Origin of the sequence: Streptomyces sp. NPDC008137 (genome assembly GCF_042957035.1) — a bacterium.
In the GTDB taxonomy this organism is placed as follows: domain Bacteria; phylum Actinomycetota; class Actinomycetes; order Streptomycetales; family Streptomycetaceae; genus Streptomyces.
This window is the reverse complement of sequence record NZ_JBIBHN010000035.1, coordinates 38,790-62,451: the sequence shown is the minus strand read 5'-3', so window position 1 is coordinate 62,451 and position 23,662 is coordinate 38,790. Positions and strand designations below refer to the sequence as shown.

Here is a 23,662-nt window from a genome sequence, read left to right as displayed (position 1 = left end):
GTATTTTGCGCAACCCCCGGGCCGTCTCAGGATCGGGTCATGTACGCAGCCTCCGCACCGACGCCGGCGCCCGCGCAGGGAACCGTCACGGCGTCCTCCGCCCCGGAACTCGGCACCCCGGACCCTGGCGGGCGCCTCGCCGGTGTGGTCACCATGTTCGGCAGCGGACTGTCCAATCAGGCCGGGGCCGCGATCGGTTCCCTGGCCTTCCCCGTCCTCGGACCGGTCGGTGTCGTCGCCGTGCGCCAGTACGTCGCCGCGATCGTCCTGATGGCCGTCGGCCGCCCCCGCCCGCGTACCTTCACCAAGCGGCAGTGGTGGCCGGTCCTGCTGCTGGCCCTGGTGTTCGGGACGATGAACCTGTCCTTGTACAGCGCCGTCGACCGCATCGGCCTCGGCCTCGCGGTGACCCTGGAATTCCTCGGTCCTCTGAGCATCGCCCTCGCCGCGTCGCGCCGCCGCGTCGACGCCTGCTGCGCGCTGATCGCCGCGGCAGGCGTCGTCACCCTGATGCGGCCGGGGCCCTCCACCGACTACCTGGGAATGGGTCTCGGACTGCTGGCCGCCGTCTGCTGGGCGTCGTACATCCTGCTCAACCGCACCGTCGGCCGGCGCATCCCCGGAGTGCAGGGATCGGCCGCCGCGGCCGGGGTCTCCGCCCTGATGTTCCTGCCGGTCGGGATCGTCCTCGTCGTCGACCATCCGCCGACCGCGGGGTCCGTGGCCTACGCCCTGGTGGCCGGCGTCCTGTCCTCGGCCGTCCCGTACCTGGCGGACCTTCTCACCCTGCGCCATGTCCCGGCCCGGGTCTTCGGGCTCTTCATGAGCGTCAACCCGGTGCTGGCCGCCCTGGTCGGCCGGCTCGTCCTCGGCCAGAACCTGGGCTGGATGGAATCGGCCGCCATCGCGGCCATCGTGGCGGCCAACGCGCTCAGCACCCTCACGTCACGCGCCTGAGCCCCGCGTGAAGAACCGGGCCACCACGGTCCCCCGCGCACGCGCGGCAGGGGAGTGGTGACCCGGCTGGAGGGGGGTCAGCGGGTGAAGGTGGTCCGGTGTTCCTTCAGGGAGCCGCAGTTGGAGCCGACCACCTGGACGTACACATTGGAGATGCTGCCGCCCCAGTCGACGCAGTGGCCCTTGCCGCGGACGTAGGTCGGTCCGGCGTACGACTTGAAGAGCCCCGCGTCCGAGTCGCCTTCCTCGGTGTCGGGGACCCAGACGTACGCGGACATGTCCACGGCCGTTCCCGGGTTGTTGCGGATGGTCGTGACGCAGTTGTGTCCGTTGGACGCGTTGTACGTGAGGTAGATCGTGCCGAGCGAGCCGACGGCCGCCGAGTTCACGGTCTTGTAGCCGCTGCCGCACACCTTCTGCGGGGTGGTGTTGGGTGCGGCGGAGGCGGGCGACGCCAGGGTGGTCATGGTCCCCAGCGACAGCGCCGCCACGGCGGACGCGGCCAGGACGGAACGGGTGAATCTCATATTTCCCCCTTGCAACTCTTCGAGGTGGTTGCTCCTGCATGGTGTGACCCGCAGGCCGCCCAAAGGGTTGTGCGCCAACTCGCGGGAAAAGAAGGCGAGACGGCGGGGAGCCGCAGTGTGCCCAGCCGCATCCGGCTTTACTCACGGGTCACTTATGGCACACGCGAAGCGCAGAGGATCTGTGCAGGGGTGTCACACAGGCTGCACATCGCCCTTTCAAAGTCTCGTTAGCGTTACGGCTCGACTCACCAGCCAGATCGGGAAGACCACACATGGACTACTGCTCCTCGTGCCGTCGGCACCTCAACGGCGCCTTGGTCTGCCCGGGGTGCGGTGCCTACGCCCCGGACATCGACCCTTCCGCGCTCGCCGCCCGGCGTGACGGGAACGTGTGGGACGACCGGACCGTGTGGGACGAGAACCGTGCCCGCACGCGGGACCTGCCCCTCGCCCACCCCGGGCCGTTCGCAGGCCGGGAGATCCCGGACACGGACCCGTCCGACGGTCACGGGTCCGCCGGCACCGCCGCGGCCGACGACTACCAGGCCCCGCAGCAGGGACGGGCGGCCCGGCGTCGTCAACTGGCCCGCTGGAAGAAGAACCAGCGCCGGGCCGTCGTGGCGACCGCTGTCGCGCTGGTCGGCGGCGGCCTGACCGTCGCCGCCATGAAGGGGGACGCCAAGCCCGGCGTCCAGGCGGCCACGGCGCCGGAGGACACCACCATGGGCGGCGCCGCGGGGGAGGCCCCGGCGTACACCGAACCGACGTCGAGCCAGTACGAGACCCCGCGCACCTCGCCCACCACTCCGCCACAGGCCGGCCGCGCCTCGCGCCACCAGCAGCCGCGGGCCGCCGACCCCCGCACCACGCCGAAGGACACCCGGACGGACGCGGCCGCCACGCCCCGCGAGCTGCCGCTGACGACCCCGCGGCAGCGGACCACCGTCCCGGACACCGTCGACACGGTCACCGGCACCGCCGGTTCGTCGGCGTCGAAGGCCACCGAGCCGACGACACCGCCCGCCTCCGAGACCGGCACGGACTCGCGGCAGCCGGCATCGCCCACGACACCCCCGCCCGCGGCGAGCCCCACTCCGACCGCCCCCTCGGGCTCGAGCTCCGACTCGGACTCGAAGCCGAAGGAGCTCTGCCTGCTCGTCATCTGCCTCGGCTGAATGACGACAGGGCGGCCGCGGAAAACCGGTGGCCGCTCCCGGCTCGCTCTCCCTACCTTCGCGCGTATGGCTGACGAGTGCTTCCGGCATCCGCGGCTCGCCGCGGTCTACGACCCGCTCGACCCCGACCGCGGCGACCTCGACCCGTATCTGCGCATGACGGAGGAGTTCGGGGCGCGTCAGGTCCTCGACATCGGCTGCGGGACAGGCGTGTTCGCGCTGCGCCTGGCCGCACGCGGTATCCAGGCCGTGGGCGTCGATCCCGCCGGGGCGTCCCTGGACGTGGCCCGCGGCAAGCCGGGCGCCGAGCGGGTGCGGTGGATCCACGGCGACGCGACGACCCTGCCACCCCTGACCGCCGACCTCGCGACGATGACGGGCAACGCCGCCCAGGAGATCACCGGCCCCGAGGACTGGCGCGCGTTCCTGCGAGGGGCCCGGGCGGCTCTGCGGCCGGGCGGGCGCCTGGTCTTCGAGACCCGGAACCCGGCTCGCCGCGCCTGGGAGGAGTGGAATCGCGAGGCCACATACGCCGTGACGGAGGTCCCCGGAACCGGCCCCGTCGAGTACTGGGTCGAACTGCTCGATGTGTCCGGCCCGTTGGTGACGTTCCGTCAGGTCTATCGGTTCGCCGCGGACGGACAGGTGCTGACCTCGCGGTCGACGCTGCGCTTCCGCGAGCGGCGGGAGGTCGAGACCGAACTCGTCGCCCAGGGCTTCGTGGTGGAGGACGTACGCGACGCGCCCGACCGGCCGGGGAGGGAGTACGTGTTCGTCGCACGACGTCCGGAAAAGGCTCACTGAGACGGCCCCGGTGGCTCTGCGCAACCGGAATCCGCCCGTACAATCCTCGCGACCAAATCGGGGGCCGTCAGCATCGGGGGACATCCTGTTGTGGAAACGATCATCGTGCAGTTGCCCGGTCCCGCCCCCTGGGGTGCGGACGAGACGGGCAGTCCCGAACTGATCCACCTGGGGCCCGGGGACATCGCCGACTTCGGACGCGGCACACCCGGCGGCGCGGGGGTGCTCATCACCCTGACCGACCCCGGCGTCTCCCGCCGCGCCGGGCAGCTCGAGGCGGCCGGGGACTACTGGCGGCTGTCCAACTTCAGCCGCAGCGTGTCGTATGTCGTGGAGAACCTGGAGGGAGCCGGCGAGTACCTCACCGTCGCCCCAGGGCGCCTCGGCGCGCCCGTGCCCTTCGAGTTCTCCCGGGTGGTGCTCCCTGCCCTGTCCGGCAACGCCGCCTTCAAGGTGTTCGCACCCCAGCACGCCTACCTCGGCGAGCGGTCCTCGCCGGGCGGCGGTGAACAGACCGTCCACCCCTTCGCCCTCGACCCCACGTCCAAGTACTTCCTCGTCCTGGTGGCCCTGTGCGAGCCCCGGCTGCGCGACCCCTCCGACTCGGCGCTGCCGGGCGTCGGCCAGATCGTGGAGCGGCTGCGTCCGCTGGAGTCCTGCCGGGACCTGACCCGCTCCGCGGTCAACTACCACATCGACTACCTCGCCTTCGCCAAACTGCGCCTGGATCTCGGCGAGGAGAGCGCGACCGGAGCCGACGGCGCCCGCACCGGCGCCAAGCGCACCCGGCTCGCCTCGGTCGCCCTGCGCTTCGGCCTCGTGCGCGAGGAGCACCTCGGCCTGCTGCCGCCCCGCAGCGCGGGCCGCCTCACCCCGCAGGAGGCCGACGCATGACGACCCCCGACGCACAGGATCCCCGGGACTCACAGGACTCCCGGTCCCAGGACGACGACCTGGAGGCGCCCCGCCCCCGCCTCCCCGAGGGGTTCCGGATCGAGGGCTGGGAGATCGGCGCGGTCATCGGCTCCGGCGGCTGGGGGACCGTGTACGAGGCCCGTACGGTCGCCGACGGCACACCCCTGGCGGTGAAGGTGCTGCCGACCGGTGCCCTGGGGCCCGGCCAGCGCGCCGCGCTCGGTGAACTCGTGGCACGCGAGGTCCGTTTCAGCGCGGAGGCCGACCACCCCCACCTCGTCCGGACCCACGCCGTGTGCACGGTCGACGCCCCGGAGCTGCCCGCCCTGGACGGTGCGATAGCGCTGGTGATGGACCGTGCCGAGGCCAGCCTGAAGGACGTACTGGACGCCGCGGGCAACGGCCGGCCCATCGACGGTGCCGAGCGCGTCCTGCGCGGAGTCGCCGCCGGACTGGCCCATATGCACGACGCCGGCTGGGTGCACGGCGACCTCAAACCCGCCAACGTCCTGCTGGGCCCGGCCGGGCAGGTGTGGCTGGCGGACTTCGGTCTCGCCACCGAACTCGACGGCACCCACGCCCATCTGCCGCCGCTCGGCACCCTCGACCATCTGCCGCCCGAGTGGTGGTCCCAGCGCACCGGCACCCAGGGCGCCGTGGTCCGGCCCACCGCCGACATCTGGGCCTTCGGCGTCCTCGCCCACCAGGTGCTCACCGGCGGACTCCATCCCTTCGCGGGCGCGACGGCCCGGGCCCGCTCGCTCGCCGCCCAGACCTACGCACGCGGCACCGCGCCCCTGCGGCTCGACGCCGGCCTCGGCGACGACACGCGGCGGCTGATCGCCGACTGCCTGGCCCCGGACCACACCGCTCGCCTCCCGCACACCGCGTCCGGCATCGCCGCCCGGGTCGAGGACATCACCGGCGGTCCGCGCCGCCGCCAGCGCCGTCTGGTGCCGGCCGTCACGGCCGGGCTCGTCGTCCTGACCGCCGGAGCGGTCGTAGCCGGGGTGGCCCTGCTGGGCGGGGGCACCGGCACCCGGGACGACGACCGTGACAACGGTGTCTCCGCCACCGTCACCGACGCGCGCAGACCGGTGCCGGGTGAGATACCCGCGGACTCCGACGTACCCGAGGCGCTGCGCCCCGTCATCGCCCGCGCCGCCCACCGCTGCACCGACGAGGAGATCACGCCCGTCCTGCTCGCCGCGCTGATCAAGGCGGAGAGCGGGTTCGACACGAACGCGTCCCGCCCGCAGAGCGAGGAGTACGGCATCGCCATGTGGACCCCGTCGGTGTTCCGCGCCTGGGCGGTGGACGGGGACGGCGACGGCGACAAGGACCACATGTCGCCGCCGGACGCGATCTCCACGATGAGCCTCTACGTGTGCTGGCTCGACCAGCGCTTCAAACAGGCCGGACTGCCGAAGAAGGACCTGCCCGCGCTGGTCGCGGCCGGCTACCGCACCAGCGACCGCACCGTCATCGAGGAGGGCGGCGTCCCGGCCCGGGTACGGCCGCACGTGGACGAGGTGCTGCGCTACCTGGCCGAGTACGAGCGCTGACCCCCGGGCACACGCGAGCGGTGGGCGTGACCCGTCAGGGCCCCGCCCACCGCTCGTCCCCCGTTCCCGTCACGGCCGAGCCGGGCCGCACTCCGGGACGTTCGGCAGCCGGTTGTCCGGCGAGCTGACGTAGATGTTGGAGATGTAGCCCCCGTACTGGGGCAGGTAGGCCCACCACTCGTTGGTGTAGGGCGGCACGCTGACCACCTGGCCCAGGACCTGACAGCCCACCAGCACCTCGACCCCGGCCGGGAGCTGCGTGATGCGGGCGTCGCCGGTGGCCGGGCCCCTGCGGACGTTCACGAACTCGCCCCAGGTGCCGAACCAGGACCCCGAGGGCCGCGTCCCGCCCGGCACGTTCAGCGAGCGGGTCAGCCGGCCGACGTCGGCGTAGGCCTTGCCGTACGACGTCCCGGCCGGATGCAGCGTCAGCACGGCCACGATGGCCCGGTCGTCCGCACCCACCGTGCCGGTGGTGTGCAGCGCGGGACGGGTGAGATCGACGGCTGCGGCGGCCCTGGCACCCGGTGCGGCAGCCGGTTCCGACGCGACCGTCGCACCCGAGGCGCCGCACGTCCCCTTCGCGTACGTCCCGGACCAGCCCTGCTTCACCGCCCAGGGACGCTCGAACGAACCGGCGATCCCGAAGTGCTGGTCGAAGCGGTCCGAGGCGCAGCGCGTGGAGCGGCGCAGATTGTCCATGACGAAGTCACGGACGGGCGCGGGCGCCTTGTCCAGGAGGTAGCGGTAGATCGCCACGGTGTCGCGGGCCGACAGGGCGGTGTAGCCCCAGTAGCCCTCGTACCCGGCGGGCGGTGGCGCGGTGTCGCGCAGGCCGAGCCGGTCGGACATCCGGTCGATGATCGCCGGGCCGCCGTAGTCCGACCAGTAGTGGTCCGCGGCATCGTCCCAGCTGCTGCGGAGCATCGGCTCCAGCCGGGCCCGGTCGGCCTCGGGGACGGTGTAGTCGGGCCCACGGTCCCACAGGAAGTCCAGGGCCAGGAGCAGTTTGACGACCGACGCGGACCGGAACCGCGCGCTCTCGTCGACCTGTTCGGTGAACGTGCCGGTGCGGCGGTCGAAGACCGCGACCCCGGCGGTGACACCGTCGGGGATCTGGACGGCCTCGGCGCTCCGGGCGGCCTGAACGGCCGCGGCCGGGCGGGGAACCGCCGTCGCGCCGCCCGGCAGCGAAACGATCGTGACGACGGTCGCGAGTGCGGCGGCGCCGCGCAGGAGTGTGCGCATGGTTGCCCTTCATGGTCGCCCGAGTGTCCGGCGGGACCTGCCCCCGCGCCGCCACATTAGGAGGAGGCGGGGTGCGGGCGGTCCTGACGTATGTCAGGGAGTCCCTCGAACGAGACGACGTGGGGCTTCGACCCTGATAAGTGTCAGGTGTCGGGGATGTGGTGACGGCCCTTACGGTCACGACCAGACCACCCGTCGACGACGAAAGAGAGCTCATGAGCCGCCGATCGCTCAGGACACTGCTGGCCGCCGGGGGCGCCGCCGCGCTGATGGCGCTCCTCCCCACCTCCGCCCAGGCCGCGCCGTACTCGGGCGGCAACTACGGGGCCTACGGCCAGGAGGGGCAGTACCCCACCACCTCGTTCTGCTCGGGCTCGTTCCGGCAGATCGGGCCCACCAAGTACGCCGAAGGCATGGCCCTGAAGTACTTCTACTCCGACAAGTGCGGTTCTTTCGCCCGGATCGAGAGTTCCCGGCCCGGCTGTGCGGCCGTGCTGCAGCGATCCAACAGTGGCGCGGCGCGGGTCGACGGATGGGTCTCCGAGACCGTCGACTCCGGCATCAACTACGCCTACACACAGATGGGCAACAACCTCAACGGCCGCGTCTCGCGCGCGCTGCTCTCGTGCGACGGCCACGACCTGACCTCGACCGGCTGGTACTGAGCCGCACCCACACCACACAGGACGACAAGAAGGAGTCAGTCATGCGCAGACACCTCCGGCACGCGGCATGTCTCGCCCTGGCGGGCGCGGCCCTGATGCTGTCGCCCGTCACCGCCAACGCCCGTGAGCAGGCGCCCGATTCGGGTATGTCTACCCAGCAAGTACAGTCCCGGGGCGGCTACTTCCTCGGTGACGGCGTCAACATCCGCAGCAGGCCCGTGGACGGAACGATCCACGGCCAGGGGTATTTCCGCGAGACGTTCACCGCGCACTGCTGGAACGGCGACGGCCACTGGATCTACCTGACCACCCACCGGGGCAACGTCACCGGGTGGGTCAAGGTCGACTACGTCTTCTACACGGACATGGGCCCGATGGGCTACTGCTGACCGGCAGGGGCCTGCGGCGGGGCACCGATCACCCGGTGACCCGCCGCGGGCTTGTGGAGCGAAGGGCGCGTCAGCAGTCCGGGACTCCGGCGATCTTCTCGCCGCCCCGGATGTACAGGTTGTTCACCCAGGCGATGTCACTGCCCGAGAACTCCATGACGGCGGTCCACCAGTTGTTGGTGCCCACGGCCGGGTCGTGCACCCGCTGGCCCTGCGTCTGGCACACGGCGTCCCCCCACCACTTCGAACGGACCGCGAGACGCGGGGACTCGGTGGTCGGCTGCTGGCGCAGGTTGACGTCGGTGGCCCAGATGTAGACGTCGGTGAGGGTCGGGTCGCCGCTGTTCGCCGCGGCGGCCGGGGCCGCGTGGGCGGTGCCGGCGAGCGCGCCGACGGTGAGCGCGACGGCGGCGAGGCCCATGGTGGTACGGCTGATCAGTCGCTTCATGTGTCTGTCCCCCGTAGGACGTTGATGTGGTCGGGAGTGGTCATGGCCCGGGTCAGCAGCGCGCCGAGGACGGCAGGTCGCCGTACTCGTTGCCCTTGAGGTACACGGCGCTGACATATCCCTCCAGGAGCTTCACCCAGACGTCGTTGCTGTAGCCGTTGTCGGTGATGCGCTCGCCACGGGTCCAGCAGTAGGCGCCGAGCGGCTGACCCGCCGGGCTCGTGGTGATCTTGCCGTAGGAAGTCCCCGGCCCGTAGCGGACGTTGACGTTCTCGTACGGCACGACCGCGTAGGGTGCCGCCTTGACGCGGGCGACGCCCTCCTGGCCGGCGGCCGACGCCGCGGCGGTTCCCGCGGTGAGCGGGCCGAGCAGCGCGAGCGCCCCGGCGCCGACGAGCGCGGCCCTGGCGAAGATGCGAGTGGACATGTCGAGTTCCCCCTGAACTGATGTGCGGCGGTGCGGCTCGTGGCCGACGCTCAGTAATGTAGGGAGACCCGGGGCGACACGGTCCCTGACAATTGTCAGGGTCGGCCGGGACGGCAGGGACGGGGGCGTTCGGCCACCCTGCCGTAAGCGGCCGAAAACCGCTCGACGCCCCTCACGACCTCTGTCTACGATCCACGGCGCGGCATCGCGTGCCGGTCACCGTCCGGGTGAGGCATGGAGGCGCCGCGGAGATGCCCGTGGAGGCATTGACCAGTGTCAGTCGAGTTCAATCACACCATCGTTCTGTCCCGGGACCGGGAGAAGTCCGCTCGTTTCCTCGCGGAGATCCTGGGACTCGAGGTCGGGGCACCGGCCGGAGTGTTCCTGCCGGTGACGACCGCCAACGGCGTCACGCTGGACTTCCTCACCATCGACGCCGACATTCCCATGCAGCACTACGCGTTCCTCGTCTCCGAGGAAGAGTTCGACGAGGCCCTCGCCCGTCTCGTCGCGGCCCGGATCCCCATCCAGGCCGACCCGCACGGCAACCAGCCGCGCCGGATCAACCGCCACGACGGGGGCCGGGGCGTGTACTTCCTCGACCCGGCGGGCCACGGCCTGGAGATCATCACCCGCCCCTACGGCGCCGACCCGGCCTCCCCGCTGAACGGCGTCACGGAGGACGTGCCCGGGGCGGTCTGAGCCGGGCCCCGGACGAGGGGCGTTGTCAGTGGCTGCTGGCAGCATCGCGGTCATGACGGATGCGATGTTCGACTGGCGGCCCTTCCTCGTCCGGTGGAGCGAGGAGTGGGGGGACGCGTTACGCCCCGACGACTCGCGAGGCGAGCCGGACGAGGAAGCCCGGCGGGCCGGATGGCTGGGCTTCGCTCCGGCACCGAATGCCCGGATCGCGGCCCTGGAGGAACGGCTCGGCCTCCGACTGCCGCTGCAGGAGGAGCTGGACGAGGACTCCACGCCGGAGGACGGCGAGGAGAGATACGCCTTGGCCACACTGGCCTGGACCCGGCCACCGAAACCCGGGGACGTGTGCCCGTTCGCCACCGTCACACCGGCTGGGCGGACCGGCGAAGACACGATGGGGAGCTGACCGGGGATGGCCATGCGCACTGTGTACAGCGGCGAACTGCACGTTCACTACGGCCAGTTCTACGTGGAGAGCCGCCCGGACGGGATGGGTGAGGGCGACGCGGACCCCCTGGCCGGGCAGCGCAACGGGCTGTGCGGGGCCGCCGTGCCCGGGTATCTCTTCCTGACCACCGGCCTGCACACCGGCCGTGTGTATCTGACCGTCGAGGTGCACGGGGTGGAGCCGCCGCAGGCCGACGAGTGGGAGGAGGTGGTGGAGGTCTCCTTCCGGCCCGCTGCCGCCGAGGTGGAGGTGCGGCCGTGGGGCGACGCGCCCCTCTGCGTCTTCGAGTTGCCCGAGGCCGACTACCGGGTGCGGTACTGCGGTCGTGACCTGGACCGGGCGCAGGACGAGGAGATCTCCGTCCTGGAGGGCGGCGAGCCGATCGACCACTACCTGCTCCAGTTCTGGCCGGCCCCGCCGGACGCGGACCGGGTGATCAGGCAGACGTCCCGCAGTGCCGAGTACTGGCATCAGCGCGCCCGGAGCCTGCCGCCGCCCCCGGCGTCGCGGGAGGCACGCTGAGCGGACGGGTCAGCCGCTGTCCGGCTTCGACGCCAGAGGAGCCGGCTCGGGGTCGGCGTCCGGCGCGCGGTCGCGGCGGGGGAGCAGGAACGGGGTGGTGAGGAGGAGGACACCGGCGAGGGCGATGGCCGTGCGGGGGCCGGTCAGACCCGCCAGGACGCCCCACAGCGCGGTCACGGCCGCGAGGGCGGCCTTGCCGGTGGCGGACCAGGCGGAGAGGGTGCGGGTGACCCGGCCCGCGGGGGTGCGGTCGAGACGGTAGGTGGCGAACACCGGGTTGAACACGGCGCAGCAGGTGATCAGCCCGAACTCGACCGCCATGACCAGCGCCAGCCCGGCCGCGCCGGGACCGACGAAGGCCAGTCCCAGGGACCAGCCCGACCGGAGCACCCCCGCCGTGAGCAGGACCCGGTGCCGGCCGAACCGCGCGACGAGCCGCGGCGCCAGCCGGGAGCCGAGCAGTCCGCCGCCGCAGGGCACCGCGAAGGCCAGGGCGTACTGCCAGGGGGCGAAGTGCAGCTGGTCGACCATCAGGACCAGGAGCGGCGGCGAGGCCGCCAGGACCAGGGCGTTGAACAGGACGGTGTTGAAGAACAGCGGGCGCAGGCCCGGATCCTCCAGGATGTACCGCCAGCCGTCGAGCAGGTCGCCCGCCCGGGGCCGGGTCTCGACGGACAGGGGCGGGGCAGGGGGTCTCTCGCCGCCGCCGATCGCCCCGAGCCCGCACGCCGAGAGCAGAAAGCTCACCGCGTTGGCCACCACGCTCGTCACCGGGCCGAACAGCCCGATCGCGGCCCCGCCCAGCGGCGGTCCGACCATGCTCGCGGTCCAGTTCGCCGCCTCGAACCGCCCGTTCGCGACGAGCAGGTCCCGCCGGGGCACCAAGTCCTTCAGAAACGCCCCGGCAGCCGCGTTGAAGGTGATGTCGGCCGCCGCCACGGCCACCGACACCAGCAGCAACTGACCGAAGGTCAGCCGGTCCAGCGCGAACGCCACGGGGACGCTCAGCAGCACCACGCACCGCACCAGGTCCGCCGCGATCATCACCGGCCGTTTGCGGCGGGCCTCCGCCCACGGTCCGAGCGGCACCGACACCACCGCGCCGACCGCCGGTCCCACCGCGGCCAGCAGCGCCACCTGCGTCGGCCCGGCGTGCAGCACGAGGACCGCGATCAGGGCGAACGCGTCGAACGCGAGCCAGGTCCCGGCCGTGCTGACCGCGTACGCACCCCACAGCCACCCGAACCGCCGTCCCAGCGACCGTCTGCCCGCCATACCCGGCGCACACCCCCAGCTCCCGTGGACAACCCGGTGTTGTCCGGGAGTCATCCAAGCGAGGACCGGGCCAGGCGGGCAAACAACCGTCCGGCACCCGAGCCACAACCAATCGTTGTGCCTCGGTCAGGTGGGTGGAGCCTGACTTCCGCGTCAGCGCTGGTACAGCCCCACCAGCGTCCCGTCCGCCAGCCGGCGCCTCTCGACCTCCTCGTGCACCTGGTCCGCACCGGGCGCGTCGGGCAGGACGCACGGTTCGGACAGGGCGTAGAGCCGGAAGAAGTAGTGATGGGCGTCGTCACCCGGCGGGGGATGCGGCCCGCCCCAGCCCTGCTGCCCGTAGCCGTTGACGAGCTCCGTGCCGCCCGGCGGGCAGTGCCCGGCCTCGACGCCGTCGCTGTGCGGGTCGATGCCGACCACGACCCAGTGCGCGAAGGTGCCCGACGGGGCGTCGGGATCCTCGCAGAGCAGGAGCAGCTCCGCCGCGTCGTCCGGTACGCCGCTCCAGGTCAGCGGCGGGGAGACGTTCGGTCCCTCGTACGAGTACCGGCGCGCGATGAAGGAGTGGTCGTTGAACGCGTTGCTGCTGAGTTCGATGCCGGTCATGTGGCCCGGGGTACCCCTGCGGGACCCGGACATGCGGTTCGGGACCGATCGCCAGGGCCGCTCGGGCGGCTGGGCGGCCCTGGCGGATCATCCGTCCGCCAGGGCCAGCGAGCCGTCGGGCTCCAGCGTCACGCCCACCCCGCCGCTGATCCTGTCGAGCGTCGTCCGCAGCCAGGCACGGTCCACCCCGGACGCGGGCTCCAGCCGCATCCGCCGGGCCCGCAGCGGCACCATGCGCAGCCCGGCCAGCCGTCCGCTGTCCGCCTCGACCGAGACGAGGAACGCGAGCCGCAGATCGTCGCGGTACTCCTCGTAGCCGGAGATGCCCTCGTAGTCGTCGACGAAGTCGCCGCAGCCGTAGAGGATCAGCCGGTCCCGGTACACCTCCAGCGGGCGGGGGTGGTGCGAGGAGTGGCCGTGGACGACGTCGACACCGCCGTCCACCAGGGCGCGTGCGAAACGGACCTGCTCCCGGGGGACGTGGAAGCCCCAGTTGGAGCCCCAGTGCACGGACACGACGGTGAGATCACCGGCCCGTACGGTCCGCCGGACATGCCGCACCACGGCGTCGGCCGCGGCGGGCGAGAGCGCGGGCACGTACGCGACCCCCGGCAGCTCCGCCGTCGCCGCCCAGCCGGACGGGATGCCGCTGGACCGTGCCCCGAGGGCGAACACCAGCAGACGCCGCCCGCCCGGGAGAGGCACCGCGGCGGGTGCGTACGCCTCTGCGGCGGCCCGCCCCGCTCCCGCTGTCCGCAGGCCCGTCCGGGCCAGCGCTGCCAGCGTCTCCAGCAGGCCCGGACGGCCGAAGTCCAGGACGTGGTTGTTGGCGAGGACGGTCACATCGGGCCGGGCCACGGCCAGGGCCGGCAGGTTGGCCGGGTGCATCCGGTAGTGGATCTCCTTGTCCGGCGCGAACGTCTCGCCGCTCGTCACCGACGTCTCCAGGTTCACGATCCGGGCGTCCGGCGCGGACTCGTCCAGCACGCGCAGCGCCTCGCCCCACGGCCAGGACGGCGGGACGGGCGCGGGCACCGGGCCGTGTGCCGACTCCGCCAGCCGGACGTAGGAACGCGCGTCCTCGACGTACGCCTCCCGCAGTTCCGGAGGGCAGGGATGCGCCAGGATCTGGTCCACGCCGCGCCCGAGCATCACGTCACCGCACAGGAACAGCGTCACGATGCCGCCGACCACACCTCCACGGTAGGACGACCGCACAGACCACTCATACCGCTCAGCCCGCTCGGGTCTCTCAGGCGTCGACCCTCACCGCACACGACCACCCGTACGGATCCGGCCCGATCCGCAGCTCCTCCCACGCGACCGCCGTAGGGACCGACCCGGTGATCTCCACGTCCGTGAGCCCGATGACCGCGAGCCGCACGTCCAGGCCGCCGTCGGCCTCGTCAGCCTCCACGTCCACGGGCACCTGGCCGTACTCCTCCCACCGGAAGATGACCTCGTCCAGCAGCGTGGCCAGCAGATCGTCGTCGCTGGCCTCGGCCAGCCGCACCCGGTCCACGGCGGTGGCCCGCACCCCGGAGACGTCCGCGAAGCACTCCACCAACGCCAGGACGGCTTCCGCCAGACAGTGCTCCCGGCACGCCGCCCACGCCTCGATCCGGACATCACCCGGATGCGGCACCGCCCGGTGCCCGCACTCGCCCGGCTGCCGACCCTGCCCGCCGTCGCCCGTGTCACCGCCCATGAACTGCGCTTGCCCGACACCGGCCCACCCATGCAGCGACGGCCGCAGCGGCCGTCAGAGAGGCTCGTCCGCGAGGTACGGAGGCGCCGGGTCGTACTGGATGTAGCGGCGCACGGCCCGCGCGTGGTCCCGGCCGTGCAGCCGGCCGACGAGCCACAGCGCGCTGTCGATGCCGGCCGAGACGCCCTGGCTGGTGACCAGGTTGCCGTCCACGACGTAGCGGACGTCCCGGACGACGGTCACGTCGCCCAGCGCCTCCAAGGTGTCCTCCTGACTCCAGTGCGTGGCCACCCGGCGTCCGCGGGCGGGACCCGCCGCGTGCAGCAGGAAGGTGCCGGTGCACACGCCGTGCACCCAGGCGGCCCGCTCCGCCGCCCTCCCGATCCAGTCGGTGAGCACCGGGTTGTGCGGCTGGACCTCACGCGCGCCCCGCCCGCCCGGCACATGCAGCACGTCCAGGGGCGGATGGTCGTCCAGGGTGTGGTCGGGCAGCACACGCAGGCCCTTGTTGCAGCGCACCGGGCCGGGACGCTCGGCGATCAGTACGGCCGTGTCGGAGTCGTCGCGCAGCCGGGCGGAGACGGTGAAGACCTCCCAGGGCCCCACGAAGTCGAGTTCCTCGGCTTCCTCGAAGACCAGCAGTCCGTAGGTCGTCATACGGTTTCCCCTTCCTCTGAGACGTGATGGGCGCCGGCGGGTCCCGTGGTGGAGCGGAACCGGGCGCGGTAGTCCGACGGCGCGACGCCGAGCCGGCGGTGGAACGTGCGGCGCAGGGTCTCAGCCGTGGCGAAGCCGCAGCGGCGGGCGATCGCCTCGACCGGTTCGTCGCCCCCGGTCAGCGCGCGCTGGGCGGCCTCGACGCGCACCCGCTCGACATACGCGGCGGGCGGCACGCCCAGCTCGGCGGTGAAGCGCCGCTGGAGGTGACGCGGGCTCAGCCCGGCGTGGGCGGCGAGGGCGGCGATGTCGTGCCGGGCGCCCGGATCGGCGTGGATCGCCCCGACGGCGGCCCGCACCGGGTCCGTCGCCGGCTGCCGCGACCAGAGCGCCACGCTGAACTGCGACTGGCCGCCCGGGCGGCGCAGGAACAGCACCAGCCGGCGGGCCACCGCGTGCGCGGCGTCCCGGCCCAGGTCGTCCTCCACCAGGGCGAGCGCCAGATCCATGCCGGAAGTCACCCCGGCCGAGGTCCACACCCGCCCGTCCCGCACGAAGATCGGGTCGCAGTCCACGCGCACCTCGGGATGCTCCCGGGCCAGCTGCTCCTCCCGGGCCCAGTGCGTGGTGACCCGCCGTCCGTCCAGCAGTCCCGCGGCCGCCAGCAGGAACACCCCGCTGCACACCGAGGCGACGCGCCGGGCACCGGCCGCGGCGGCGGCGATCCAGGAGACCAACGCCGCGTCCTCCCGGGCCCGGTCGACCCCGTGGCCGCCGACCACCACCAGGGTGTCCGTCGCGGCCGGGTCGAGGTCCGCCACGCCGTGCCCGGCGTGCACGAGCAGCCCGCCGGCCGACCTGACCGGTCCGGCCCGGGTCGCCACGATCTCGCAGGCATAGCCGCCCGCGCCGTGGAACACCTCGTGCGGGCCGGTGAGATCGAGCGGCTGGAAGCCGTCGAAAACGACGAAGACGATACGACGTGGAGTCACGCTTCCACGCTCCGTCCGCCGGGGCATGGCGTCAACGACAGGCATCCCACAGATCGCGCCACGCCGCACGCGGGACGCCCGCCGGGGCGTGGGTAGGCGGACGGCAGGACCCACCGAGGGAACCGGAACCAACGGGAACCGAGGGAACCGGGGGAACCGAGGGAACCGGGGGAACCGGGGGAACCGGGGGAACCGGGGGAACCGGGGGAACCGAAGGAACCGGGGGAGAGGAGGCCTCCGATGATCACCCAGACGGTCACCGTGCCCGTCGGCGGCGCAGCGCTCACCGGCGATCTGAACCTGCCGCCGGACTCCCGCGCGGTCGTGCTGTTCGCGCACGGCAGCGGCAGCTCCCGGCACAGCCCCCGCAACCGCGAGGTCGCCGCCGGACTGCGCACCGCCGGACTCGGCACCCTGCTGATCGACCTGCTCACCGAGGAGGAGGAGCGGCGGGACCTGCGCACCGCCGAACTCCGCTTCGACATCCCCCTGCTGGGACGCCGGCTGGTGGCCGCCATCGACTGGCTGGAGCAGTGGTACGCCACCCACGGCCTGCCCGTCGTCCTGTTCGGCGCCAGCACCGGCGCGGGCGCGGCCCTGGTCGCCGCCGCCGAACGGCCCGGCCGGGTGCCGGCGGTCGTCTCGCGCGGCGGCCGGCCCGACCTGGCGGGCGACGCCCTGGCCGCCGTCCGGTCCCCGGTGCTGCTCATCGTGGGCGGCCGGGACCAGCACGTGCTGCGACTCAACGAGGAAGCGGCCCGGCGGCTGAGCGCCCCGCACACCCTCCACGTGGTGCCCGGCGCCACGCATCTGTTCGAGGAGCCGGGCACGCTGGACCAGGTCACCGAGGCGGCCCGGCAGTGGTGCGACGAACGGCTGAGCACCACGGCGGGCTGACGGCCCCGCTCGGCCCGCCCGCCGGTGCGTCGTCCGCCGGGCAGGGGGTACGCGGAGCCCGGGCCGGCCGAGGGCCCCTCTCCGTGCGGGAAGCAGAGGTGACCGTCATGCGGTTCCGCGATCGCCGGCAGGCAGGCCGCGAACTGGCCGAGAAGCTGCGCACCCGGCAGGACGCGGGGGCCCTGCCCCACCCGCTCGTCCTCGCCCTGCCCCGCGGCGGGGTCGCCGTGGCGAGCGAGGTCGCGGCGGCGCTGGACGCCCCGCTCGACGTGCTCGTCGTACGGAAGATCGGGGCGCCCTTCCAGGAGGAGTACGGCGTCGGCGCGATGGCCGGGGACGAGGTCCCGCTCCTCGACGAGGACGCCCTGCGTCACCTGGGCCTCGGCGTGGCCGACCTCGCCCCCGTCATCGAGCGGGAGCGGGCGGAACTGCGCCGCCGCGAGCGGCTGTACCGGCAGGGCCGCCCCGGGCCCGACCTGCGGGGACGGACGGTGATCGTCGTCGACGACGGCCTGGCGACGGGTTCCACGGCCCGCGCCGCGCTGCGCTCCGTACACCGTCAGGAGCCCGCACGGGTGGTGCTGGCCGCGCCGGTGTGCTCGCCGGAGGCGGCCGAGCTGATGCGCGCCGAGGCCGACGAGGTGCTCTGCCTGCACCAGCCGGCGGCGTTCATGGCCGTGGGCCTCTGGTACGAGAACTTCGACCAGCTGACGGACCAGGACGTCCTGGAGGCGCTCCACGTGCAGCTTTGACCATTTGTTCACCTTGTAGGACTGGCGGAAATCGGCCAGGACAGATGACTATGTGCCATCCCCACACCTGCACCAGGAGTAACAAGTGAACGTCTCGCTGTCCGTGTGGCTGCTGACGGTGGCAGTACTGTGCGTGCTCGTCGCCGTCGATTTCTTCGTCGGCCGCAGGCCCCACGACGTGTCGATCAAGGAAGCCGGGACGTGGACGGTGGTGTGGATCGTCCTGGCCGTGCTGTTCGGGCTGGGGCTCTGGTACTTCGGTGGGAGCGGGCCCACGGGTGAGTTCTTCGCCGGGTACATCACGGAGAAGTCGCTCAGCGTGGACAACCTCTTCGTGTTCGTCCTGATCATGGGGAAGTTCGCGGTGCCGTCGCAGTACCAGCAGCGGGTGCTGATGGTCGGTGTGCTGATGGCCCTGGTACTCCGGGCGATCTTCATCGCGGCCGGCGCGGCGATCATCTCCGCCTTCTCCTGGGTGTTCTACATCTTCGGCGCCTTCCTGATCTGGACCGCGTGGAAGCTGGTCCAGGACGCGCGCAAGCAGGACCACGAGGAGGAGTACCAGGAGAACAAGCTGCTGAAGATGGCGGAGGAGCGCTTCGGGGTGGCCGACCGCTACCACGGCACGAAGCTCTTCATCACCGAGAACGGCAAGCGGATCATGACCCCGATGCTGGTCGTGATGCTCGCGATCGGCTCCACGGACGTGCTGTTCGCCCTCGACTCCATCCCCGCGATCTACGGCCTCACCCAGGACCCGTACATCGTGTTCACCGCGAACGCCTTCGCCCTGATGGGCCTGCGGCAGCTGTACTTCCTCATCGGCGGTCTGCTGAAGAGGCTGGTCCACCTCTCGTACGGGCTGTCGATCATCCTCGGCTTCATCGGCGTGAAGCTGGTGCTGCACGCCCTGCACGAGTCGGGCGTCCATGTGCCCGAGATCAGCATCCCCTTCTCGCTGGGTTTCATCGTGCTGGTCCTGACCATCACGACGATCACCAGCCTGCGCGCCTCGAAGGAGCAGGAGGCCGCGGAGGAGGCACGGCGGGCGGCCGAATCCCGCTGAGCGTCTAGACGACACCGTCCGCGCGCAGTGCCGCCACCTCCTCGTCGGTGCGGCCCAGTTCGGTGAGGATCGCCCCGGTGTGCTCGCCGGGTGCCGGTACGGGGTCCATGCGCGCGGGCAGGCCCGCGAGGTCGGCCGGCGGGAGCAGGGCCTCGACGGTGGCGCCCGGCACCGCGACCTCGGTCCAGCGGTCGCGGCCGGCCAGCACCGGATGGTCCAGGAACGCGGCGACGTCGTTGACCCCGGCGCAGGCGATGCCGATGTGCTCCAGGTCCTTGAGGATCTCGTCGGAGCCGGAGCGGGCGATACGGCCCGCGACGACGGTGTTGAGCTCCTCGCGGTGCGCGACGCGGTCGGAGGCGGTGGCGAAGCGCGGGTCGTCTACCAGCTCCGGCCGGCCGAGGAACTCCGCGCACAGGGCCGCCCATTCCCGCTCGTTCTGGATGGAGAACAACACCTCTTTCCCGTCGGCGGCCGGGTAGGTCCCGTACGGCGCGATGGTGGCGTGCTGGGTGCCGAGGCGCGGGGGCTGGGTGCCGCCGTGCCGGGTGTAGTAGGCGGGCTGGCCCATCCACTCCGCGAGCGCCTCGAACAGGGACACCTCCACCGGGTGGGCCTCGCCGGTGGTGGCGCGGGTGTACAGGGCGGTGAGGACGCCGCTGTAGGCGTACATCCCGGCGGCGATGTCGGCCACGGAGATCCCGGTCCGGGCGGTCCCCTCCGGCGTTCCCGTCAGGGACACCAGCCCGGTCTGGCACTGCACGAGCAGGTCGTAGGCCTTGCGGTCGGCCCAGGGGCCGGTCGTGCCGTAGCCGGAGATCGTGCAGGGGATCAGGCCGGGGCGGTGGCTCGTGACGGTGGCCGCGTCCAGGCCGAGCCGGGCGGCGGCGCCCGGGGCGAGGTTCTGCACGAACACGTCGGCGCCGTCGAGGAGGTCGTGCAGGATCTCCCGGCCGCGCGGGTCTTTCAGATCCAGCGTGAGGGACTCCTTGGACCGGTTGAGCCACACGAAATAGCTGGAGAGGCCGTGCACGGTCGTGTCGTAACGGCGGGCGAAATCGCCGCCGCCCGGCCGCTCCACCTTGATCACCCGGGCGCCGAGGTCGGCGAGCTGCCGGGTGGCGTACGGCGCGGCCACGGCCTGCTCCACGCTGACCACCGTGACCCCGGACAGGGGATAGCGCTGCACGCTCATGCCTCATGCTCCTGAACCTCGTACGGACGGCGCCCGGACAGTCTCTCCCGGGCGGTGGGCCGTGGCACGGGCCAGGGGCGCGATCTGGATCACGCCGGGGGGTATCACAACCGGGTGGCCGCCGGGCGCGGCCGGTCGGCTACGGGCGGGCCAGGTGCCGCATGGCCAGGGCCAGTTGGAGCCGGAGCCGGCCCTGCGGGGTGCGCAGCGGCCAGCCGAGCTGATGCTCCGCGTGTGTCAGCCGGTCCTGGAGCGTGGAGTGGTGGACGTTGATCCCGGCCGCGGCCGCCCGCAGGCTCGTCGTGGACGCGACCGCGTGCAGGGTGGCGGGCAACCAGGGCGTGGCCGCCGCGGCCGCTTCCAGCGCACGGACGTCGGGCGGCGGCTCGGCTCCCGGTACGACGAGGTCGGCGAGCAGGGCGATCCCGCCCAGCTCATCGGCGTACACGACGCGCGGACCGGGGTCCTGCGGGGTGCCCTCGGCGGTGAACCGCAGGGCGGTACGGGCCGCCGCCCATGACCGGGGCAGCTCGAGCACGGGCACGGCGGGCCCGACCCCGAGGCGGGCGCCCGGGGGAGCCGGGCGGGACTCCGCGACGCCCGCACCCTCCGCCCCGGCGGGTACGACCCGGGGCCGGTCGTTCAGCCGCACGAGAACCCGGGCCGGTGCCGTGAGGTCCAGACCGAGGCTCCGGGCGGCGTACAGACGGGCCTGCTCCGGGGCCGTGGCATCGAGGAGTGTCTCGACCAACGCCGGATCATCGGCCGGGGCCCGCCCGCGAGTACGGTCGAGAACGAGCCGCAGGGCAGCGGCGGCGCGTTCGAGGATCACGGCGTCGACGACACTGGGCGGGGGCACGGCATCGGGGCCGGGTTCGGCCGCGCCCTGCCGCGCGTCGACCCTGCCGGGCGTCGCCCCGGCGTGTCCTGCGATGGCTGTGGCGGGTTGTGCTCCGGCCTGCTCCGTGACTGCCGTACCGGGCGTGGTCCCGGCCCGATCCGCATCGCCCGGGGTGGATGCGGCCCCGGTGGCCTCCGTGCCGACCGGCCCGGGGTGGGCTACGGCGCCCTGCGCGATGCCACTGTCACCCTCCGCCCTGCCCCGTTCCAGCCACAGCGTCGCGGGCCCGTCCGGGCTCAGTCGGGCGGAGGGCCAAGTGGGGTTCGGTGGGGTCTCGGTGTCCTGGCGGGTGCCGTCGGGCGTTACGCGGACGTGGACGCGGCGCTCGGGGTCCACGAGGCGGGCCGGGCAGCCGGACAGTACGGCGGCGCCGCGTACGAGGGCCTCGACACCGGCCCTGGACTCGGCCAGGCGGTCGAAGTAGGCGATGACCCGGACCGCCGCACCGGCATCCGGGTCGAGCGCGGTCAGGCGTCCGGCCAGCTCTTTCATAGGCCTATGGTGCGCCCTGCCGTCACCCGTTCAGAAGCCTCCGCAGCCAGTCCACGTGCGCGGCCCTGGCCGACTGGGACAGCGCCGCCTGGGGTGCGAAACCGTCGAAGCCGTGGAAGCCGCCCGGCCACACGTGGAGTTCGGCCACGCCCCCCGCCTGCCAGATGCGCGAGGCGTAGGCGACGACCTCGTCGCGGAAGGTCTCCGCCGAGCCGACGTCGAGGAAGGCCGGGGGCAACCCGGTCAGGTCCTCGGCACGGGCCGGTGCCGCGTACGCCGGTACGTCGGGCCCGCCGCGCCGTGAGCCCAGCAGCGCGGTCCAGCCGGTCTCGTTGGCGGTGCGGTCCCACACCCCGAGGCCCGCCATCTGGTACGTCGACGGCGTGTCGTTGCGGTCGTCGAGCATCGGGCACATCAGGACCTGCCCGATCGGCTGCGGCCCCTTGCGGTCCCGGGTGAGCAGGGCGAGCGCCGCGCACAGCCCGCCGCCCGCGCTCGCCCCCGCGATGACGATCCGCTCGGGGTCCGCGCCCAGCTCGGCGGCGTGGTCGGCCGTCCACAGCAGCCCTGCGTACACGTCCTCGACCGGTGCGGGATGCGGATGCTCCGGCGCCAGCCGGTACTCCACGGACACCACGACCGCGTCCAGCGCCCGCGCCCACGCCAGCGGGACGTCGACCCCGACCCGGTTGTTCCCGATGACCATGCCGCCGCCGTGCACGTGGTAGATGACGGGCCGGGCACCGGCGGGCGCCGGAGCGGCCGGTCTGCAGATCAGCAGCGAGATGTCGGGCGCGCCCTGCGGACCGGGCACCCGCCGGTCCTCCACCTCGAACGTCCCGCCCATCGTCAGGTCCAGCTCGGCGAGCAGCTCGATGCCCGGGCCCTGGCGCACCTCGGCGATCTGGTCCGGCGTGAGTCCCGGGCTGATCATGTCCTTGATCAGCTCCAGGGCACCGGCGAGTTCGGGGTCGAACGGCGGCGGAACATGCGTCATGGCGTCTCCTCACGCGAGGTCACGGCGGCTCGGGCTGCCATGGTCGGTCCGCCGCCCCGGCCGCGGGCGCCGCCGGGCGGCGGAACCTGCCCGCCGTACGGCGGGTGGCGGTCCGGAGTCCGGTGGCACACAGGTGACGGGTGAGAGCGACCGTGGTGAGCGCGGCGACCAGCACGCACACCCCCGGCCACCCGAAGCGGCCGTACGCACGCATGCCCAGCCACGAGCCGCCGGCGCCACCAAGATACGCGCAGGTCATGTACGCGGTGGTGAGCCGGCTGCGCACCTCGGCCCGCAGCGTCTGGATCCGCACCTGGTTGGCCACCATCCCGGACTGCATGCCGACGTCGAGCAGCAGTGTGCCCACGACCAGGGCCGCCGCCCCCACCGCCCCACCGAGACCGCCCAGGGCCAGCACTGCGGCCGAGACCCCCACCACCAGGAAGCACACCCGGTTGACCGCGTCCGGCCCATGCCGGTCGACCTGGCGGCCCGCGACCGGCGTGCACACCATGGTCACCGCGTTGACCAGGGCGAGCAGCCCCACGGCCCCCGCGCCCCTGTCGTACATCGGACCCGTGAGCAGCGGGGCCACCCCCGTCCACACGGCGGAGAAGCCGGCGAACACCAGGGCCTGGTAGAGGCAGGAGCGGCGCAGCAGGGCTTCCGTGCGCAGCAGCCGCAGCGGCTCGGCCAGGAGCGCCGGACAGCGCTGGGCGGAGGGCGGGACCGTCCGTGGCAGGAGGCGGGCCGACAGGGCGGCCACCGCCAGGGACAGCGCGGCGGCCAGGACGTACGGCGCCCGCCAGCCCAACCAGTCGCCGAGGGCACCGCCGACGGTGCGCGACAGCAGCATGCCCGCGAGGGAGCCGCTCAGCAGTGTGCCGCCGGTGACGCCGAGCCGCTCCTTCGGCACCAGGCGGGCGGCGAGCGGCCCGGTGAGCGGCGCCACCACAGTCGTCACACCCACCAGGGCACTGGCCCCCACCAGCGACACCAGCCCCGGCGCGACGCTCGCGGCGAGCAGCCCCAGCCCGGTGACCGTGAGGAGCGTGACCAGCAGCGGGCGGTGCGGGAGGCGGTCGCCGAGCGGTACGAGCAGCCAGATCCCGGCCGCGTAGCCGAACTGGGTCGCGGTGACCACGGCGGCGGCCGCGTCGGGCGAGACACCCAGGCCGGACGCCACCAACGGGCTGACGGCCTGCGGGAAGTACACATTGCCCACGGCCGCGCCGCAGACCAGGGCCAGCACCAGGATCAGCCGGGGGCTCGCGCCCTGGTGCGCTGTACGCTTCCGGTGGTCGTGATCCGTCATGGGCCGAAGTCCACGCC

At 73.0% G+C, this 23,662-nt stretch carries 27 protein-coding genes; 13 read left to right on the top strand and 14 right to left on the bottom strand.

Annotated features, from left to right (window positions below):
• Positions 1–39 precede the first annotated feature (39 nt).
• Positions 40–957 (top strand): EamA family transporter, encoded by a 918-nt coding sequence (locus ACFZBT_RS35510; RefSeq protein ID WP_391112835.1) that lies wholly within the window; start codon positions 40–42, stop codon positions 955–957.
• 77 nt (positions 958–1,034) lie between these two features.
• On the opposite strand, the gene ACFZBT_RS35505 is transcribed toward ACFZBT_RS35510, so the two are convergent.
• A complete protein-coding gene (locus tag ACFZBT_RS35505) occupies positions 1,035–1,484 on the bottom strand; it encodes a spore-associated protein (RefSeq protein ID WP_391112832.1) in 450 nt (149 codons plus the stop codon).
• A gap of 272 nt (positions 1,485–1,756) precedes the next feature.
• Between ACFZBT_RS35505 and ACFZBT_RS35500 the strand changes: the two genes are divergently transcribed.
• The 4 genes from ACFZBT_RS35500 to ACFZBT_RS35485 all read left to right on the top strand — a co-directional run bounded on the left by ACFZBT_RS35500 (position 1,757) and on the right by ACFZBT_RS35485 (position 5,943).
• Complete coding sequence (locus tag ACFZBT_RS35500; protein WP_391112829.1) at positions 1,757–2,659, top strand: hypothetical protein; 903 nt, start codon at positions 1,757–1,759, stop codon at positions 2,657–2,659.
• 66 nt (positions 2,660–2,725) lie between these two features.
• Positions 2,726–3,463: a methyltransferase domain-containing protein gene (locus tag ACFZBT_RS35495; RefSeq protein WP_391112826.1), complete on the top strand. Its 738-nt coding sequence runs from the start codon at positions 2,726–2,728 to the stop codon at positions 3,461–3,463.
• 90 nt (positions 3,464–3,553) lie between these two features.
• Positions 3,554–4,357 (top strand): serine/threonine protein kinase, encoded by an 804-nt coding sequence (locus tag ACFZBT_RS35490; protein ID WP_391112824.1) that lies wholly within the window; start codon positions 3,554–3,556, stop codon positions 4,355–4,357.
• The gene (locus tag ACFZBT_RS35485; protein ID WP_391112821.1) at positions 4,354–5,943 is read left to right on the top strand and encodes a protein kinase; all 1,590 of its coding nucleotides are present in this window, start codon (positions 4,354–4,356) and stop codon (positions 5,941–5,943) included. Before ACFZBT_RS35490 ends, ACFZBT_RS35485 begins: the two co-directional genes overlap by 4 nt.
• A gap of 69 nt (positions 5,944–6,012) precedes the next feature.
• Here ACFZBT_RS35485 and ACFZBT_RS35480 read toward each other — a convergent pair whose 3' ends face one another.
• Positions 6,013–7,191 carry a hypothetical protein gene (locus ACFZBT_RS35480; protein ID WP_391112818.1) on the bottom strand — a complete coding sequence of 393 codons (1,179 nt, stop codon included), beginning with the start codon at positions 7,189–7,191 and terminating at the stop codon, positions 6,013–6,015.
• 215 nt (positions 7,192–7,406) lie between these two features.
• Here ACFZBT_RS35480 and ACFZBT_RS35475 point away from each other — a divergent pair, with 215 nt between their 5' ends.
• Both ACFZBT_RS35475 and ACFZBT_RS35470 read left to right on the top strand, forming a co-directional pair.
• On the top strand, positions 7,407–7,856 hold the full coding sequence (locus ACFZBT_RS35475) for a hypothetical protein (protein WP_391112815.1): 450 nt from the start codon (positions 7,407–7,409) through the stop codon (positions 7,854–7,856).
• Between the two features lie 41 nt (positions 7,857–7,897).
• Positions 7,898–8,245, top strand: a complete 348-nt coding sequence (locus ACFZBT_RS35470; RefSeq protein WP_391112812.1) for a hypothetical protein — start codon at positions 7,898–7,900, stop codon at positions 8,243–8,245.
• A gap of 70 nt (positions 8,246–8,315) precedes the next feature.
• Here ACFZBT_RS35470 and ACFZBT_RS35465 read toward each other — a convergent pair whose 3' ends face one another.
• Together ACFZBT_RS35465 and ACFZBT_RS35460 are read right to left on the bottom strand one after the other, a co-directional pair.
• Positions 8,316–8,693, bottom strand: a complete 378-nt coding sequence (locus tag ACFZBT_RS35465; RefSeq protein WP_391112809.1) for a peptidase M23 — start codon at positions 8,691–8,693, stop codon at positions 8,316–8,318.
• Between the two features lie 52 nt (positions 8,694–8,745).
• The gene (locus ACFZBT_RS35460) at positions 8,746–9,120 is read right to left on the bottom strand and encodes an SH3 domain-containing protein (protein WP_189722426.1); all 375 of its coding nucleotides are present in this window, start codon (positions 9,118–9,120) and stop codon (positions 8,746–8,748) included.
• Between the two features lie 273 nt (positions 9,121–9,393).
• Here ACFZBT_RS35460 and ACFZBT_RS35455 point away from each other — a divergent pair, with 273 nt between their 5' ends.
• Genes ACFZBT_RS35455 through ACFZBT_RS35445 form a run of 3 tightly spaced genes read left to right on the top strand, consistent with a single transcriptional unit; the run spans position 9,394 to position 10,792 of the window.
• Positions 9,394–9,822, top strand: coding sequence for a VOC family protein (locus ACFZBT_RS35455; RefSeq protein ID WP_391112804.1), 429 nt, complete (start codon positions 9,394–9,396; stop codon positions 9,820–9,822).
• Positions 9,823–9,874: 52 nt separating this feature from the next.
• Positions 9,875–10,228, top strand: a complete 354-nt coding sequence (locus ACFZBT_RS35450) for a hypothetical protein (RefSeq protein WP_391112801.1) — start codon at positions 9,875–9,877, stop codon at positions 10,226–10,228.
• A gap of 6 nt (positions 10,229–10,234) precedes the next feature.
• Positions 10,235–10,792 carry a hypothetical protein gene (locus ACFZBT_RS35445; RefSeq protein WP_391112798.1) on the top strand — a complete coding sequence of 186 codons (558 nt, stop codon included), beginning with the start codon at positions 10,235–10,237 and terminating at the stop codon, positions 10,790–10,792.
• Between the two features lie 9 nt (positions 10,793–10,801).
• Here ACFZBT_RS35445 and ACFZBT_RS35440 read toward each other — a convergent pair whose 3' ends face one another.
• The 6 genes from ACFZBT_RS35440 to ACFZBT_RS35415 form a co-directional block, all read right to left on the bottom strand.
• A complete protein-coding gene (locus ACFZBT_RS35440) occupies positions 10,802–12,067 on the bottom strand; it encodes an MFS transporter (RefSeq protein WP_391112795.1) in 1,266 nt (421 codons plus the stop codon).
• Between the two features lie 153 nt (positions 12,068–12,220).
• Positions 12,221–12,673 carry a YbhB/YbcL family Raf kinase inhibitor-like protein gene (locus tag ACFZBT_RS35435; RefSeq protein ID WP_391112791.1) on the bottom strand — a complete coding sequence of 151 codons (453 nt, stop codon included), beginning with the start codon at positions 12,671–12,673 and terminating at the stop codon, positions 12,221–12,223.
• Positions 12,674–12,760: 87 nt separating this feature from the next.
• The gene (locus tag ACFZBT_RS35430) at positions 12,761–13,867 is read right to left on the bottom strand and encodes a CapA family protein (RefSeq protein WP_391112788.1); all 1,107 of its coding nucleotides are present in this window, start codon (positions 13,865–13,867) and stop codon (positions 12,761–12,763) included.
• A 58-nt stretch (positions 13,868–13,925) separates the two neighbouring features.
• The gene (locus tag ACFZBT_RS35425; RefSeq protein ID WP_391112785.1) at positions 13,926–14,381 is read right to left on the bottom strand and encodes an archease; all 456 of its coding nucleotides are present in this window, start codon (positions 14,379–14,381) and stop codon (positions 13,926–13,928) included.
• A 54-nt stretch (positions 14,382–14,435) separates the two neighbouring features.
• The gene (locus tag ACFZBT_RS35420) at positions 14,436–15,038 is read right to left on the bottom strand and encodes a DJ-1/PfpI family protein (protein ID WP_391112782.1); all 603 of its coding nucleotides are present in this window, start codon (positions 15,036–15,038) and stop codon (positions 14,436–14,438) included.
• Positions 15,035–16,030: a DJ-1/PfpI family protein gene (locus ACFZBT_RS35415; RefSeq protein WP_391112779.1), complete on the bottom strand. Its 996-nt coding sequence runs from the start codon at positions 16,028–16,030 to the stop codon at positions 15,035–15,037. The genes ACFZBT_RS35420 and ACFZBT_RS35415 overlap by 4 nt, the downstream gene beginning before the upstream one ends.
• 240 nt (positions 16,031–16,270) lie before the next feature.
• On the opposite strand from ACFZBT_RS35415, the gene ACFZBT_RS35410 reads away from it, so the two are divergent.
• The 3 genes from ACFZBT_RS35410 to ACFZBT_RS35400 all read left to right on the top strand — a co-directional run bounded on the left by ACFZBT_RS35410 (position 16,271) and on the right by ACFZBT_RS35400 (position 18,745).
• On the top strand, positions 16,271–16,927 hold the full coding sequence (locus tag ACFZBT_RS35410) for an alpha/beta family hydrolase (RefSeq protein WP_391112776.1): 657 nt from the start codon (positions 16,271–16,273) through the stop codon (positions 16,925–16,927).
• 107 nt (positions 16,928–17,034) lie between these two features.
• On the top strand, positions 17,035–17,679 hold the full coding sequence (locus tag ACFZBT_RS35405; RefSeq protein WP_391112772.1) for a phosphoribosyltransferase family protein: 645 nt from the start codon (positions 17,035–17,037) through the stop codon (positions 17,677–17,679).
• An 85-nt stretch (positions 17,680–17,764) separates the two neighbouring features.
• Positions 17,765–18,745: a TerC/Alx family metal homeostasis membrane protein gene (locus ACFZBT_RS35400; protein ID WP_391112769.1), complete on the top strand. Its 981-nt coding sequence runs from the start codon at positions 17,765–17,767 to the stop codon at positions 18,743–18,745.
• A 4-nt stretch (positions 18,746–18,749) separates the two neighbouring features.
• On the opposite strand, the gene ACFZBT_RS35395 is transcribed toward ACFZBT_RS35400, so the two are convergent.
• From ACFZBT_RS35395 to ACFZBT_RS35380, 4 genes are all read right to left on the bottom strand, one after another.
• Positions 18,750–19,940, bottom strand: a complete 1,191-nt coding sequence (locus ACFZBT_RS35395) for a CoA transferase (RefSeq protein WP_391112766.1) — start codon at positions 19,938–19,940, stop codon at positions 18,750–18,752.
• Positions 19,941–20,079: 139 nt separating this feature from the next.
• Positions 20,080–21,333, bottom strand: coding sequence for a helix-turn-helix domain-containing protein (locus ACFZBT_RS35390; protein ID WP_391112763.1), 1,254 nt, complete (start codon positions 21,331–21,333; stop codon positions 20,080–20,082).
• A gap of 22 nt (positions 21,334–21,355) precedes the next feature.
• Positions 21,356–22,330 carry an alpha/beta hydrolase fold domain-containing protein gene (locus ACFZBT_RS35385; RefSeq protein WP_391112759.1) on the bottom strand — a complete coding sequence of 325 codons (975 nt, stop codon included), beginning with the start codon at positions 22,328–22,330 and terminating at the stop codon, positions 21,356–21,358.
• A gap of 19 nt (positions 22,331–22,349) precedes the next feature.
• The gene (locus ACFZBT_RS35380) at positions 22,350–23,645 is read right to left on the bottom strand and encodes an MFS transporter (protein WP_391112756.1); all 1,296 of its coding nucleotides are present in this window, start codon (positions 23,643–23,645) and stop codon (positions 22,350–22,352) included.
• Positions 23,646–23,662: the final 17 nt, after the last annotated feature.